General features: G+C 74.8%; 14 protein-coding genes. All 14 read right to left on the bottom strand.

From position 1 onward, the window contains the following. Positions 1–16: 16 nt before the first annotated feature. Entirely contained in the window at positions 17–847 is an 831-nt protein-coding gene (gene atpB / locus BM165_RS15205) for a F0F1 ATP synthase subunit A (protein ID WP_075014394.1), read from the bottom strand. Beyond that, complete coding sequence (locus tag BM165_RS15210) at positions 844–1,173, bottom strand: AtpZ/AtpI family protein (RefSeq protein ID WP_075014556.1); 330 nt, start codon at positions 1,171–1,173, stop codon at positions 844–846. The genes atpB and BM165_RS15210 overlap by 4 nt, the downstream gene beginning before the upstream one ends. A gap of 14 nt (positions 1,174–1,187) precedes the next feature. Then, positions 1,188–1,664, bottom strand: a complete 477-nt coding sequence (locus BM165_RS15215; protein ID WP_075014395.1) for a Cg1360 family ATP-synthase-associated protein — start codon at positions 1,662–1,664, stop codon at positions 1,188–1,190. After that, positions 1,661–2,968 (bottom strand): glycosyltransferase family 4 protein, encoded by a 1,308-nt coding sequence (locus BM165_RS15220; protein ID WP_075014396.1) that lies wholly within the window; start codon positions 2,966–2,968, stop codon positions 1,661–1,663. The genes BM165_RS15215 and BM165_RS15220 overlap by 4 nt, the downstream gene beginning before the upstream one ends. 153 nt (positions 2,969–3,121) lie before the next feature. Further along, positions 3,122–3,763, bottom strand: a complete 642-nt coding sequence (locus BM165_RS15225) for an L-threonylcarbamoyladenylate synthase (RefSeq protein ID WP_075014397.1) — start codon at positions 3,761–3,763, stop codon at positions 3,122–3,124. A gap of 6 nt (positions 3,764–3,769) precedes the next feature. Then, positions 3,770–4,633 carry a peptide chain release factor N(5)-glutamine methyltransferase gene (gene prmC, locus BM165_RS15230; RefSeq protein WP_075014398.1) on the bottom strand — a complete coding sequence of 288 codons (864 nt, stop codon included), beginning with the start codon at positions 4,631–4,633 and terminating at the stop codon, positions 3,770–3,772. Continuing rightward, on the bottom strand, positions 4,630–5,709 hold the full coding sequence (gene prfA / locus BM165_RS15235; protein WP_075014399.1) for a peptide chain release factor 1: 1,080 nt from the start codon (positions 5,707–5,709) through the stop codon (positions 4,630–4,632). The genes prmC and prfA overlap by 4 nt, the downstream gene beginning before the upstream one ends. A gap of 97 nt (positions 5,710–5,806) precedes the next feature. Beyond that, positions 5,807–6,031, bottom strand: a complete 225-nt coding sequence (rpmE, locus tag BM165_RS15240) for a 50S ribosomal protein L31 (RefSeq protein ID WP_075014400.1) — start codon at positions 6,029–6,031, stop codon at positions 5,807–5,809. Positions 6,032–6,212: 181 nt separating this feature from the next. Further along, the gene (gene rho, locus BM165_RS15245) at positions 6,213–8,534 is read right to left on the bottom strand and encodes a transcription termination factor Rho (RefSeq protein WP_075014401.1); all 2,322 of its coding nucleotides are present in this window, start codon (positions 8,532–8,534) and stop codon (positions 6,213–6,215) included. A gap of 246 nt (positions 8,535–8,780) precedes the next feature. Beyond that, positions 8,781–9,734: a homoserine kinase gene (gene thrB / locus BM165_RS15250; protein WP_075014402.1), complete on the bottom strand. Its 954-nt coding sequence runs from the start codon at positions 9,732–9,734 to the stop codon at positions 8,781–8,783. Between the two features lie 53 nt (positions 9,735–9,787). Continuing rightward, positions 9,788–10,867: a threonine synthase gene (gene thrC / locus BM165_RS15255; RefSeq protein WP_075014403.1), complete on the bottom strand. Its 1,080-nt coding sequence runs from the start codon at positions 10,865–10,867 to the stop codon at positions 9,788–9,790. Further along, positions 10,864–12,156: a homoserine dehydrogenase gene (locus BM165_RS15260; RefSeq protein ID WP_075014404.1), complete on the bottom strand. Its 1,293-nt coding sequence runs from the start codon at positions 12,154–12,156 to the stop codon at positions 10,864–10,866. The genes thrC and BM165_RS15260 overlap by 4 nt, the downstream gene beginning before the upstream one ends. Further along, entirely contained in the window at positions 12,153–13,631 is a 1,479-nt protein-coding gene (gene lysA / locus BM165_RS15265) for a diaminopimelate decarboxylase (RefSeq protein ID WP_075014405.1), read from the bottom strand. The genes BM165_RS15260 and lysA overlap by 4 nt, the downstream gene beginning before the upstream one ends. Beyond that, positions 13,628–15,289, bottom strand: coding sequence for an arginine--tRNA ligase (gene argS / locus BM165_RS15270; RefSeq protein ID WP_075014406.1), 1,662 nt, complete (start codon positions 15,287–15,289; stop codon positions 13,628–13,630). The genes lysA and argS overlap by 4 nt, the downstream gene beginning before the upstream one ends. Positions 15,290–15,319 lie beyond the last annotated feature (30 nt).

Raw genomic sequence — 15,319 nt, forward strand, 5'->3', positions numbered from 1 at the left:
GGTGCGGGTCAGGCCGTCAGTGCTCGGCCTCGATGGAGCCGTTCAGGTAGGTCCCCATCAGCACGGTGAAGACGTAGGCCTGCAGGAAGATGACCAGGAGTTCGAAGAAGGTCATCACGATCGCCATCAGTGCGGAGATGGGTCCGAAGACGATGGAGAAGTTGTCCCGGCTGAGCAGGTAGACCGCGCCGAGCGAGAAGACGACCAGCAGCATGTGGCCGGCGAACATGTTCGCGAAGAGCCGCACCGCGAGGGTGAACGGCCGGACGATGAAGTTCTGCAGGATCTCGATCGGTGTCACCAGGACGTACATCGCCTTGGGCACGCCGGGCAGGAACAGGATGTCCTTGAAGTAGCGCCCGGCGCCCTGCTCGCGGATGCCGATGTAGATGTAGAGGGCCCAGCAGATCAGGGCGAGCACCAGTGGGAACGCGAACCGCGACATCGGCGAGATCTGCGCCAACGGGATGATCGCCATCAGGTTGTTCGCGAGGATGAAGAAGAACAGCGCGGCCAGGAACGGCGCGAACGGCAGCCCCTTGGGGCCGACCACGTCGCGGGCGATGCCGTCGCGGACGAGGGAATAGCCGCTCTCGCCGACGAACTGCAACTTGCTCGGAACGATCTGCGGCCTGCGCGCCGCCAGGACCATGAAGACCAGCATCGCGGTGGTAGCGACGAACAGGCCGAGCGTGATGCGGGTGATGGCGAAGTCGACGCCGACCAGCGAGAACTCTGCGAGCGGTTCCGGGTAGAACTCGCTGAGTCCCGGGGCCTGGAAGCCGTCCCCGCCGCCGGTGTCCTCGACCGCGAGCACGTCAGCGAGCGCGAGGGCGCTGGAGGTCACCGTTGTCCCTTCTGCGTCCTGGGCCGGCTCCGTCGTCCGCCCGGGGTGGTGCTGGTGTCGGACGCCCCCGGTGTCGGGGGCGGACCGCCGTACCGCTTGACGACCAGGTAGATGGCCACCGAGATGCCGAGGATGATCCCGACCGGCAGGAACACACGGGTGTCCAGCCACCGGTCGAGCAACCAGCCGGCCCCGCCCCACACGGCCATCCCGGAGATCATCGTCCCGATGACGGCGTAGCCGGTCTCGGCACCGCTGCCCCGAGGGGCGGCTGGTCGCGCAGGTCGGGACCGCGGCTCCCCGCGGGCGGGGTCGTCCTCGGCCATCGGCGGGGACACTATCAGCCGAGTGTCGCGGGCCCGTCCGGTGGCGGGGGAACAGTCGCCTGTCCGGGTGGTGCCGGGGGGGTGACGTAGTAGAGCGGCCGGGTCCACACCCAGCGGAGCTGCACCCCGCTCCACAGCAGGGCGCCCACGATGACCGCCCACGCCATCGTCAGCCGGTCCAGCCAGCCGTCCTCGGGGAGGGCGTTCAGGATGGCGAACAGCACGACGGCCTTCACGAAGAACGCCCCCAGGGCCGCCGGCAGGGTGAAGGTGTCATCGATCCGGCCCGCCCAGGCTACGACCACCCCGGAGAACACGAAGAACGCCGTCACCACCGCGGCGCCCACCAGGACCCCGACGGCGTCGGGCCAGCCCAGGGACAGGCCGACGACGACCGCGGCAACACCGGCCACCGCGGCCGTGGCCAGCGTGCCCACGCGCAGGAACGACAGGTCCCACGGCACCTCGGCCGTGGGGCGGGGCGCGCTCACCGCAGGCCCCGTCCGGCGCCGGCCGCACGTGGGGCGGGGGGCCCGGGCGGCGCGGTCGCGGGCGGGGCGGCCGTCGCGGGGGTGCCGCCGGGCAGGGCCGCGGCGGTGGACCTGCGGGCGTGAGCGCGGGTGGTCCGGGCGGTCGGGTGCGCGGCCCGGCTGCGGCGGCGCTGTGCGGCGATCTCGGCCGCCCGGGCCTCACGGGCCGCACGACGGGCGTGCGGGCTGAGGACGACGACGACACCCACGGCGAGCAGCACCCCGATCACGACGAGCAGCTCCGCCGTCCCGCCGGTGATCGACAGCGCCACCGCGCCGAAGGACAGGAGAGCCGCCCAGAAGTACATGGTCAGCACCGCCCGGCGGTGGGAGTGGCCGATGGCCAGCAGCCGGTGGTGCAGGTGCATCTTGTCGGGTGAGAACGGCGACTGGCCCCGGCGGGTCCGGCGGACGACGGCCAGGACGAGGTCGATGAAGGGGATGAAGAGGACCGCGATCGGCACCAGGAGGGGCAGCGCGAGCGGGAGGAGGCTGGCCGCGGAGTCGAAGGACTGCGCGTCGACGCGACCGGTGGCGCTGACGGCGGCCGCCGACAGCATGAGGCCCACGAGCATGGAGCCCGAGTCGCCCATGAAGATGCGTGCCGGGCTGAAGTTGTGCGGCAGGAAGCCCAGGCAGGCGCCGGCCAGCACCGCGGTGACCAGGGCCGGGGCGCTGGCGACCTCGTCGTAACCGACCCGGCTGAGGTTGTAGCTGTAGGCGAAGAAGGCCAGCGCCGCGATCGCCGAGACGCCCGCGGCCAGCCCGTCGAGGCCGTCGATGAAGTTCAGCGCGTTGACCGTCATGACGGTCAGCAGGATGGTCAGCGGCACGCCGACGTCGGGGCCGAAGGAGATCGTCCCGATGTCGGCCACCGGCAGGAACAGGAAGGCCAGCTGCACCCCGAGCAGCACCATGACGCCGGCCGCGGCGATCTGGCCGGTCAGCTTGGTGAGCGCGTCGAGGCCGAACTTGTCGTCGAGGACCCCGAGCAGGCAGATCAGCCCGCCGGCGACGAGCACCGCGGCGGTCTGCGAGTCGTCGAACGTGCGCTGCAGGGCCGGCAGCCGGGTGGCCACCATCACGGCCGCGGCCACGCCGAGGTACATCGCCACCCCTCCCCCGCGCGGGGTGGGGATGACGTGCACGTCGCGCTCGCGGGGGGCGGCCATCATCCGGAGCCGGACCGCCGCCACCCGCACCACCGGGGTGGCCAGGAAGGTGACCAGGCCGGCGGTCAGCAGGACGACGGCGTACTCGCGCACGGCTCAGTCCCGACCGGGACCGCGCGGGACCCCGCCCGGAGGCAGGGCGGGCTGGCTCATCGCGACGGTGCTCCGGGGGCGAGACGACAGGGCGGCTCCCCCACGGTATCGCCCGGACGGGCACCGGGGCGGGACCGGCGGACGCCGCCGCCGCTAGTCGACGGTCTCGGGCAGGACCTCGCGGAGGCGCTCGACGGGCACCGCGCCCACGCGCAGCACGCGGGGCGCGGGACCGGTGCAGTCGACGATCGTGCTCGCGGCCGACCCCTCGCGGGGGCCGCCGTCGAGCACCACGGCGGCGTGCTCGCCGAGCTGGGCCACGGCCTCCTGCGCCGTCGTCGCGGCCGGGCGGCCCGACCGGTTGGCGCTCGACACCGCCATCGGGCCGGTGCGGCGCAGCAGGTCGCGGGCGACGTCGTCGTCGGGGAGTCGCACGGCGACGGTGCCCTCGGCGTCGCCGAGGTCCCAGGCCAGGGACGGCGCGTGCTCGACGACGAGGGTCAGCCCGCCGGGCCAGAACGCCTCGGCGAGCCGGGTCGCCGCCGCGGGCACGCGGATGGTCAGCCCGGCCAGCGTGGAGGCCTCGCCGATGAGCACCGGCACCGGCATCGCGCGGCCGCGGTTCTTCGCCGCCAGCAGGCCGGCGACCGCGGCGGGTGAGAACGCGTCGGCGCCGACGCCGTAGACGGTGTCGGTGGGCAGCAGGACGAGCTGTCCGCGGGCGATCGCCGCGGCGGCGGCGTCCAGGCCCGCCGCGCGCGCCGCGGGGTCGGTGCAGTCGTAGAGGTCGGCCACGGGCGGTCAGTCTCCCCCAGCCCGCCGCGCGGTGGTGAACCGCGGGCGGCCGGCGAGGTCGGGGTGGTCGGCGACGTCGGTGAAGTCGCCGGTGCCGCGCACGAGCGCGGGCAGTGCGCTCCCCTGCTGGTCGGCGTGCTCGATGCCGAGCACACCACCGGGCCGCAGCAGGCGGGCGGCGGTCCGCAGCAGCCCCCGGACGACGTCGAGGCCGTCGGGACCGCCCCACAGCGCCAGCGGCGGGTCGTGGTCGGCCACCTCGCAGGGCACCCGGGCGCCGTCGGGCACGTAGGGCGGGTTGGAGACGACGAGGTCGACGGCGCCGTCGAGGCCGGTCAAGAGCGCCGGGTCGGTCATGTCACCGGCGAGCACGGTCACCGGGCGGTCGCCGGCGGCGGCGCGCAGGCCGGCGTTGTGCCGGGTCCACTCCATCGCCTGCGGGTCGCGCTCGACGGCGGTGACCCGCGCGCCGGGGTGCTCGTGCGCGATCGACAGCGCGATCGCGCCGGACCCGCTGCCGAGGTCGACGACGACCGGCTCCGCGACGCCGGCGAGCCGGGCCAGGGCCCACTCGACGAGCTGCTCGGTCTCCGGCCGCGGCACGAACACGCCCGGGCCGACGGCGAGCTCGAGGTGGCGGAACGGTGCGCGGCCGGTGAGGTGCTGCAGGGGGACGCGGGCGGCGCGCTGGTCGAGCAGGGCGGTGAAGCGGGCGGTGGCGTCGTCGTCGACGTCGACGAGGGTGAGCAGCGCTGTGCGGGAGCGGCCGAGGACGTGGGCGAGCAGGAGCTCGGCGTCCACGCGCGGTGACGCGACGCCGGCCTCGGCCAGCCGCCGGGCGGCGTCGGCGAGGAGCGTGCGGGTGTTCAGGAGCCGGCCGCCAGCAGCTCGGCGGTGTGCGCGCGGGTGAGCGCGTCGATGACCGGGTCGAGCTCGCCGTCGAGCACGGCGTCGAGGTTGTGCGCCTTGAAGCCGACCCGGTGGTCGGAGATGCGGCTCTCCGGGAAGTTGTAGGTGCGCACGCGCTCGCTGCGGTCGACCGTGCGGACCTGGCTGCGCCGCTGGTCGCTGGCGGTGGCCGCGGCCTCCTCGCGGGCGGCGGCCAGCAGCCGGGAGCGCAGCACGCGCAGCGCCGACTCGCGGTTCTGCAGCTGGCTCTTCTCGTTCTGCGAGCTGACGACGATGCCGGTCGGCAGGTGGGTGATCCGGACGGCGGAGTCAGTGGTGTTCACGCTCTGCCCGCCGGGGCCCGAGGAGCGGAAGACGTCGATGCGCAGGTCGTTCGGGTCGACGGTGACGTCGACCTCCTCGGCCTCGGGCAGCACGAGCACGCCGACGGCGGAGGTGTGGATGCGGCCCTGGGACTCGGTGACGGGCACCCGCTGCACCCGGTGCACGCCGCCCTCGAACTTCAGCCGCGACCAGATGCCCTCGTCGGTGCGCGACTTCACCGCGATGGAGACGTCCTTGTAGCCGCCGAGCTCGGCGGGGACGGCGTCGAGGACCTCGGTGGACCAGCCCCGGCGCTCGGCGTAGCGCAGGTACATGCGCAGCAGGTCGCCGGCGAACAGGGCCGACTCCGCGCCGCCCTCCCCCGCCTTGATCTCGAGGATGACGTCCTTGTCGTCGTCGGGGTCCTTCGGCAGCAGCTGCTCGCGCAACCGGTCGGTGAGCTCCTCGATCAGCGTCTCGAGGCCACGGGCCTCCTCGGCGAAGGAGGGGTCCTCGGCGGCGAGCTCACGGGCGGCGGCGAGGTCGTCCCGGGCGGCGTCGAGCGCGCGCGCCGTCTCGACCAGGGGCGCGAGCTGGGCGTAGCGGCGGCCCAGCCGGCGGGCGCGGGCGGTGTCGGTGTGCACCGCCGGGTCGGCGAGCTCGGTCTCCAGCGCGGCGTGCTCGTCGAGCAGCCCGCTCAGCCGGTCGGGCGCGGCGTCGGTCGAGGTGCTCATGCGGAGGACTCCAGGGACGGGGTGGGCGGCGGGATCGGCGGCGGACACGACGACGGCGCCCGTCCCACACGAGGTGGGACGGGCGCCGTCGGGGGTGCTACTTGCCGGCGTTCGCGCCGCGCTTGCCGAAGCGCTTCTCGAAGCGGGCCACGCGACCGCCGGTGTCGAGGATCCGCTGCTTGCCCGTGTAGAACGGGTGGCAGGCGGAGCAGGTCTCCACGGTCAGCGTGCCGCCGGGGGCGGTGCTGCGGGTGGTGAAGGTGTTCCCGCAACCACAGGTGACCGTGGTGGTGTGGTAGTCGGGGTGGATGCCGGGCTTCATGTCGCCTCTTCCGGTGGTCTGTGCCGTTCAGGTGGTCGAACGCCGGCGGCCCGCCGGTCATTCCGGCCGCGCTGCGGGGCTCAGTCGTCCAGTGTCCCAGACGTCCGGCCCCGCCCAGCGGCGGCCCCGCTGCAGGGGCCCCGCCGCGAGCGTGGGCGGTGAGGGGCAGCGGGGTCCTTCGTCAGTCGCGCTCGGGGCCGATCGTCGTCTTCTGGATCTGCATGAGGAACTCGATGTTGTTGCGCGTCTTGCGCAGCTTGTCGAGCAGCAGCTCCAGCGCCTGCTGCGGCTCGAGCGCGGCGAGCACCCGGCGCAGCTTGATGACGATGGCCAGCTCGTCGGGCGACATGAGGATCTCCTCCTTGCGCGTGCCCGACGCGTTGACGTCGACGGCCGGGAAGACCCGCTTGTCCGCCAGCCGGCGGTCGAGCTTGATCTCCGCGTTACCGGTGCCCTTGAACTCCTCGAAGATGACCGTGTCCATCGTGGACCCGGTCTCCACCAGCGCCGAGGCGATGATGGTCAGCGAGCCGCCGTTCTCGATGTTGCGGGCGGCGCCGAGGAAGCGCTTGGGCGGGTAGAGCGCCGTGGAGTCGACACCACCGGACAGGATGCGCCCGCTGGCGGGTGCGGCCAGGTTGTAGGCCCGGCCCAGGCGGGTGATCGAGTCCAGCAGGACGACGACGTCGTGGCCCATCTCGACGAGGCGCTTGGCCCGCTCGATGGACAGCTCCGCGACCGTCGTGTGGTCCGACGGCGGCCGGTCGAAGGTCGAGGCGATGACCTCGCCCTTCACCGAACGCTGCATGTCGGTGACCTCCTCGGGTCGCTCGTCGACCAGGACGACCATGAGGTGGCACTCGGGGTTGTTCGTGGTGATCGCGTTGGCGATCGCCTGCAGCACCATCGTCTTGCCGGCCTTGGGCGGCGACACGATGAGGGCGCGCTGGCCCTTGCCGATCGGCATGACCAGGTCGATGACCCGGGTGGTCAGCTGGTGCGGGTCGGTCTCCAGCCGCAGCCGCTCCTGCGGGTAGAGCGGGGTCAGCTTGGTGAACTCCGGGCGGTTGCGCGCCTGCTCGGGGTCCAGGCCGTTGACCGTGTCGAGCCGGACGAGCGCGTTGTACTTGTCCTTGCGCTCGCCCTCGCGGGGCTGACGGACGGCGCCGGTGATGGCGTCGCCGCGGCGCAGGCCGTGCCGGCGCACCTGCGACAGGGACACGTAGACGTCGTTCGGGCCGGTCAGGTACCCGGAGGTGCGGACGAACGCGTAGTTGTCGAGGACGTCGAGGATGCCGGCGACCGGGAGGAGGACGTCGTCCTCGCTGACGGTCGGCTCGGTGGGCTGCTCGAAGCGCTCGCGACCGTTGCGGCGGTTGCGGTCGCGGTAGCGGCGCCCGCGGCGGCCGCGGCCGCCCTCGAAGTCGTCGTCGTCCTCGTCGTTGCGGCCGTCGTTGCCACGGTCGTTGCCGCGGTCGGCGGCGGCGCGGGTGTCGGGGCGGCCGTTGCGGTCGCCGCGGTCGGGGCCGCGGTTGCCGTCGCGGTTGCCCTCGCGCTGGCCGTCACGGGCGCCGTCGCGGGCCCCGTCACGCTGGGGGCGCTCGGCGCGCTCGCCGTCACGCGGGCCGCGCTCGCCGTCCCGGCCCTCGCGCTGCGGGCGCTCGGCGCGCTCGCCGTCCCGGCCGTCGCGCTGGGGGCGCTCGCCGTCCCGGGCGTCGCGCTGCGGGCGCTCGCCGTCCCGGGCGTCGCGGTTGCGACCGCGGTCCCGGTTGCGTGCGGAGCGCTCGCCGTCGGCACGGTCGCCGTCGGTCTGCTCCGCGGGCGGGGCCACGGTGTCGGTCACGGTGTCGGTCACGGCGGCCCCGGTGTCGGTGCCGGCCGCGGGGGCCGTCTCGGTCCCGGAGGGCACGTCGACGGCGGGGGCGGCGTCGGCGACCGGGGCGTCTGCGGCCGGCACGTCGGCGGGACGGGTCTCGGCCGGACGGGTCTCGGCGGGCGCCGCCGCGGCGGGAGCGGTGTCGGCGCCGGTCGGCGCGCCGGCGGGGCGGCTGGCCGCCCGGCGGCGGCGCGGCGTGCTCTCGGCGGGCGCGCCGTCGGGAGCCGGGGCACTGCCGGTCAGCGGGCCGCCGTTGGCGCCGACGCTGACGGGGGCCTCGAGCGGCGCGGCGGTCGCGGCGATCCCGCGCGCGGTGGGCGCGCCGGAGGCGTCCGGGGCGCTGTCGGCCGGCGCACTGTCGGCCGGGGCGCCGGGCGCCGGGCCGCTGCCCGGGGCCCCACCGACCTGACGGGCGGAGATGGCGGTGACGAGGTCGCCCTTGCGCATGCGGCCGACGCCGGAGATCCCCAGCTCGGTCGCGAGTCGCTGCAGCTCGGGGAGCAGCATCCCGGCCAGGCCGCTGCCGCGGCGGCGGGATCGGCCTGCCGCACCCGCAGCGGCAGGTGCCTCGCCCGTCGCGACGCCCTCGGGGGCGCCGACGGTCGCGAGGTCGGTGGTTTCGCTCACGTACAGGTCCTTCCCTGCGGTGACCTGCGCCTACCGGCGCAGGGGGTGACCCGACGCCGGCTCCCGTCCGAGGAGTTCGGAACGGCAGGGAGCGGCGGATCGAGTGGGTACGGAACGGGATCTGCGCCGACAGCGATGGTCGACGGTGTCGTTCCGTGCGAGGCTCGCCCGAGAGGCGGCTACACGGAGAAGACTAGACTCGCCCCACAGACGGGACAACACCGCTGGCCAGCGGAGTGTTCCTCGTTACGAAGACGATACCCCAGCCGCCACACGGGACACCCGGGCGCCACCGTGATCCACCTCCAGCGGGTGGGAACGCCACCCGTCCGGGGTGATCGAGCTCACCTCGCGCACGCGAACCGCCGACGCCGGGTCCCCCGGGACGTCGTCGGGGTGGTGCCGGGTGAGCACCAGCACGCTGGGCCCGGCCCCGGACACCACGGCCGCGTGCCCGGCGGCGCGCAGCCGGTCGACCAGCGCGATCGTCTCCGGCATCGCGGCCGCGCGCTGCCGCTGGTGCAGCCGGTCCTCGGTGGCCTCGAGCAGCATCGCGGGCTCCGCGGTCAGGGCGTGCACCAGCAGCGCCGCGCGCGCGGCGTTGAAGGCGGCGTCGCCGTGCGGCACCGAGGCCGGCAGCAGCGTGCGGGCGAGGTGGGTCGACAGGGTGCCCTCCGGTACCAGGACCACCGGCAGCACCTCGTCGCTGACCGGCAGGCGGTCAGCCCGCGCACCCCCCGGCGTCGTCCACGACAGGGTCGCGCCGCCCAGCAGGCAGGCGGCGACGTTGTCGGGGTGGCCCTCGATCTCGCTGACCAGCCGCAGGACGGCGTCGGCGTCGATGCCCTCGACGTCGGGGCACAGCGCCCACGCGCCCACGACCCCGGCGACGACGGCGGCGGCCGACGAGCCCATCCCCCGCCCCTGCGGGATGGCGTTGACGGCGCGCACGCAGAGCCCCGGCGGGGTCCACCCGAGCTGCTCGCAGGCGGTGCGGAACGCGCGCACGACCATGTGCGACTCGTCGGTGGGCAGCTCCCCCGCCCCGACGCCGGACACCTCGACGGTCAGCCCGGCGTCGGCGACGGCGAACTCGACGACGTCGTGCAGCGTCAGGGCGAGGCCGGCGCAGTCGAAGGCGGGACCGAGGTTGGCGCTGGTCGCGGGGACGCGCACCGACGCCCGGTCCGGCTCGGCCACGTCCCGGGTTCCCTCGCGAGCGTGCGAGCGGAGGGGAGGACGTGGTCCTTCCATCACAGGCCCAGCTGCGCGGCGGCCGCGGCGGCGTCGACGGGGATCGTGACCGGTGCGGGAGCCCCGGAGATGGCCCATTCGGGGTCCTTGAGCCCGTTGCCGGTCACCGTGCACACGACGCGCTGACCCGGCTCGAGCTCGCCCGTCGCGGCCACCTTGAGCAGGCCGGCGACCGACGCCGCCGAGGCGGGCTCGACGAAGACCGCCTCGGTGCGGGCCAGCAGCCGGTAGGCGGCGAGGATCTCGCGGTCGGTGACGGCGTCGATGCGCCCGCCGGACTCGTCGCGCGCGGCCAGCGCCTTCGTCCACGACGCCGGGTTGCCGATGCGGATCGCCGTCGCGATGGTGCTCGGGTGCTCGACGACCTTCCCGGTGACGATCGGGGCGGCGCCCGCGGCCTGGAAGCCCCACATCCGCGGCCGGTGCGTGGCGGGGCCGTCGTCGGCGTACTCGCGGTAGCCCTGCCAGTAGGCCGTGATGTTGCCGGCGTTGCCGACCGGCAGGCAGTGCACGTCGGGGGCGTCGCCGAGGACGTCGACGACCTCGAACGAGGCGGTCTTCTGCCCCTCGATGCGGTACTGGTTGACGCTGTTGACCAGGCTGACGGGGTAGTCGATCGACAGCTTGCTGGCCAGCCCGAGGCAGTCGTCGAAGTTGCCGTCGACCTGCAGCAGCTTGGCGCCGTGCACCAGCGCCTGGGCGAGCTTGCCGAGCGCGATCTTGCCCTGCGGCACGAGGACGGCGCACACCATCCCGGCGCGCGCGGCGTAGGCGGCGGCGCTGGCACTGGTGTTGCCGGTGGAGGCGCAGATGACCGCCCGCGCGCCCTCCTCGAGGGCCTTGGTGATGGCCATGGTCATGCCGCGGTCCTTGAACGACCCGGTCGGGTTGGCGCCCTCGACCTTGAGGAACACCTCGCAGCCGGTGCGCCGCGACAGCTCGGGCGCCGGCACCAGCGGGGTGGCGCCCTCGTGCAGGGTGACCACCGGCGTGGTGCGGGTGACCGGCAGGCGCGACCGGTAGGCCTCGATCAGCCCCGGCCACAGCGGCGAGACCGCTCCGGGCAGCGTCCCCGTCATGACAACCCCTCGACCCTCAGCACGCTGGTGACCGCGCGGACCGCGGGCATCTCCCGGAGCGCGGCGACCGTGGCCGACAGGGCGGCGTCGGGCGCGCTGTGCGTGACGATGACCAGCGTGGCGGCGTCGCCGTGCCCGTCCTGGCGTACGGTGGCGATGCTCACCTCGTGCCGGGCGAACTCGGTGGCGACGGTGGCCAGCACACCGGGCACGTCGGCGACGTCGAGGCTGACGTGGTACCGGGTCGGCGTCTCGGCGATCGGCCGCGTGGGCAGGTCGGCGTAGGCGGTGGGACCGGCCCCGGCGGCCCCGGCCACCCGGTTGCGGGCGACGGCGACGAGGTCGCCGAGGACGGCGCTGGCGGTGGGCTCGCCCCCGGCGCCCTGGCCGTAGAACATCAGCTGCCCGGCGGCCTCGGCCTCGACGAAGACGGCGTTGAACGCCCCGCCGACGGCGGCCAGGGGGTGCGTCGTCGGGATCATCGCCGGGTGCACGCGGACGGCGACGGTGTCCCCGTCCTCCCCCACCACCCGCTCGCAGATGGCCAGCAGCTTCACCGTGCAGCCGATCTCGGCGGCGCGGGCGACGTCGGTGGCGGTGACCGACGAGATGCCCTCGCGGTGCACGTCGGAGGCGGTCACCGCGGTGTGGAAGGCCAGCGAGGCGAGGATCGCGGCCTTCGCGGCGGCGTCGAAGCCGTCGACGTCGGCGGTGGGGTCGGCCTCGGCGTACCCCAGGTCGGTGGCCTCGGCCAGCGCCTCGCCGAAACCGGCGCCGGTCTCGGCCATGCGCGAGAGGATGTAGTTGGTCGTGCCGTTGACGATGCCGACGACGCGGCGGATCTGGTCGCCGGCCAGCGACTCGCGCAGCGGGCGCAGCAGCGGGATCGCCCCGGCCACCGACGCCTCGTAGTACAGGTCGACGCCGGCCTTCGCGGCCGCCGCGTGCAGCGCCACGCCGTCCTCGGCCAGCAGCGCCTTGTTGGCGCTGACCACGGACTTGCCGGCCTCGATCGCCGCCTGGATCAGCGAGCGAGCCGGCTCGATACCGCCGATCACCTCGACGACGAGGTCGACGTCGTCGCGGGTGACCAGGCCGTGCGCGTCGGTGGTCAGCAGCCCGGCGGGCACCTCGGGGTGCCGGTCGGGGCGGCGGACGGCGACCCCGGCGACCTCCACCGGGCGGCCCACCCGGGCGGTGAGGTCGGCGGCCTGCTCCTCGACCAGCCGCAGCACCGCGCCGCCGACCGTGCCGCAGCCGAGCAGGGCGACGCGCAGGGGCGCGGTCACGACCGGGCCCCGACCGGCAGCTCGGGCGCGGGCTGGTCGATCGCCGGCGAGGGCGCGGGCACGTCGGCGAGGACGGCGTCGAGGGCGAACACGTCCGCCAGTGTCTGACGCCGCACGATCACCGTGGTCCCCCCGTCGCGGGCCGCGACCACCGCCGGCTTGAGCAGGTAGTTGTAGTTGCTGGCCATCGACCAGCAGTAGGCGCCGGTGGCGGCGACGGCGAGCAGGTCGCCCGCGCGCACGTCCGAGGGCAGCCACAGGTCGCGGACCAGCACGTCGCCGCTCTCGCAGTGCTTGCCGACGACGCGGCACAGCGCCGGCGGGGCGTCGGAGGTGCGGTTCGCCAGCACGCACGTGTAGCTCGCGTCGTAGAGGGCGGTGCGGATGTTGTCGCTCATCCCGCCGTCGACCGACACGTAGTTGCGCACCTGCGGCGCGCCCTGCCCGCCGCTGCCGAGGCGGACCGGCTTGATCGTGCCGATCTCGTAGAGCGTGACCGTGCCGGGGCCGGCGATCGCGCGGCCGGGCTCGACGGCCAGCCGCGGCACGGGCAGGTCCAGCGCGGCGCACTCGGCGGCGACGACGGTGCGCAGCCGCCGGGCGACGTCGTCGGGGGGAACCGGGTCGTCGTCGGGCAGGTAGGCGATGCCGAACCCGCCGCCGAGGTTGAGCTCGCCGAGGACCTCGCCGGTGGCCTGGTGCACCTGCCCCATCAGGCCGACCACCCGGTGCGCGGCGGCCTCGAAGCCGGCGGTGTCGAAGATCTGCGAGCCGATGTGGCTGTGCAGCCCGGCCAGGTGCAGCGCGGGCTCGCGGATGACCCGGACGGCGGCAGTCAGGGCGTCGCCGGTGGCCAGGGAGAACCCGAACTTCTGGTCCTCGTGGGCGGTGGCGATGAACTCGTGGGTGTGCGCCTCGATGCCGACGGTGGCGCGGATCAGGACCGGCACCGCCCGCCCGCTCGCCTCGGCGATCGGGACCAGCCGGTCGATCTCGTCGAAGGAGTCGACGACGATCCGGCCGATCCCGGCGTCGACGGCCAGCTGCAGCTCGACCGGCGACTTGTTGTTGCCGTGCAGCGCGATCCGCTCGGCCGGGAAGCCGGCGGCCAGCGCGAGGGCGAGCTCGTTGCCGCTGCAGGCGTCCAGGTGCAGGCCGTCCTCGGCGATCCAGCGCGCCACCTGCCCGCACAGGAAGGCCTTGGAGGCGTAGTGGACGTCGGCCCCGGTGAAGGCGGTGGCGAAGTCGGCCGCGCGGCCGCGGAAGTCGTCCTCGTCGAGGACGAACAGCGGGGTGCCGTGCACGCGGGCGAGCTCGGTGACCGGCGTGCCGCCGAGGTGCAGCTCGCCGTCGACCCGGCGGGCCGAGCGCGGCCAGACCCGCTCGTCGAGCGCGCCGAGGTCGGCCGGGGGCGTCCCGGCCGACGGCGGCGGGGCGAAGGCGCCGTGCAGCGGCCCCGCCGGGTGCGCCCTCACATCCGCTCCGGCGCGGAGACCCCGAGCACGCCGAGGCCGTTGCGCAGCACCACCGCGGTGGCCGCGCACAGCCACAGCCGCGGGGTGGTCAGCGGGCCGGGTTCCTCGTCGCCGCGGGGCAGCACCCGGCAGGCGTCGTAGAAGCGGTGGTAGGTGCCGGCCAGCTCCTCGAGGTAGCGGGCCACCCGGTGCGGCGCGCGCAGCTCGGCGGCGGAGGTGAGCACCCGCGGGAACTCGCCGACCGCGCGCAGCAGGTCGTTCTCCCGCTCGTGGACCAGCAGCCCGGCGTCGACGTCGCCCGGCTTGCCGAGGGCCAGGCCGAGGTCGGCGGCGTTGCGCAGCACCGAGGAGATCCGGGCGTGCGCGTACTGGACGTAGAACACCGGGTTGTCGTTGGTCCGCCGGCTCCACAGGTCGGCGTCGATGTCGATCGTCTGGTCGACCGACGCGCGCGCCAGCGCGTACCGGGCGGCGTCGACCCCGACGGCGTCGACCAGGTCGGTGAGCAGCACGAAGTTGCCCTTGCGCTTGCTCATCCGGACCGGCTCGCCGTCGCGCACCAGGTTCACCAGCTGGCCGATGAGGATCTCGAGGTGGGTGGCGGGGTCGTCGCCGGCCGCGGCCACCAGCGCCTTGTAGCGGCCCACGTAGCCCGAGTGGTCGGCGCCGAGCATGATCACGACCCGGTCGAAGCCGCGCGCCCGCTTGTCGAGGTAGTAGGCGCAGTCGGCCGCGAAGTAGGTGGGCTCACCGTCGGCCTTGACCAGCACGCGGTCCTTGTCGTCACCGAACGTCGTCGTCCGCAGCCAGACGGCGCCGTCGGCCTCGTAGACGTGCCCCTGCTCGCGGAGCGTGGCCACCGCCTTCTCCAGCGCGCCGGACTCGTGCAGCGTGCGCTCGGAGAAGAAGGTGTCGAACGGCACACCGAAGCCGGCGAGGGTCTCGCGGATGTCGGCCACCATCGCGGCGACGCCGCGGTCGGCGAAGACGGCGACCTGCTCGTCCTCCGGTCGCTCGAGCAAACCGGGTTCGTCTGCTAGCACGCGCGCGGCGACCTCGCCCACGTAGTCGCCCTGGTAGCCGTCCTCGGGCACCGGCCGACCGGCCGCCACGGCCTGCAGGCTGCGGGCGAAGCGCTCGATCTGCGCGCCGGCGTCGTTGACGTAGTACTCGCGGCTGATCTCGGCGCCGCTGGCCTCCAGCAGGCGGCCGAGGGCGTCGCCGACGGCGGCCCAGCGGGTGGAGCCCAGCGTCACGGGGCCGGTCGGGTTGGCGGAGACGAACTCGAGGTTGAGCCGCTGCCCGGCCAGCGCGCCGGTGCGGCCGTAGCCCTCGCCGGCGGTGACGGCCCGGACGGCGATCTGCCCGAGCGCGCCCTCGGCGAGGGTGACGTTGAGGAACCCGGGGCCGGCGACGTCGACCCGGGCGACGCCCGGCTGCGCGCGGAGCTCGGCGGCGAGCAGGTCGGCGACGGCGCGCGGCGGCATGCCCGCGGGCTTGGCCAGGCGGAGGGCGACGTTGGTCGCGTAGTCGCCGTGCCCGGGGTTCTTCGGCCGCTCGACGAGGACGTCGTCGGGGACGGCGACGGCGAGCGCGCCACGCTCGACGACCGCCGCGACGACGGTCCGGACGAGGTCGCGCAACTGCTCGGGTGTCACCGCGCGATCGTACGCAGCGGCGCACCGGCC

The sequence above is a fragment of the Geodermatophilus obscurus genome, assembly GCF_900115395.1.
Lineage (GTDB): Bacteria > Actinomycetota > Actinomycetes > Mycobacteriales > Geodermatophilaceae > Geodermatophilus > Geodermatophilus obscurus_B.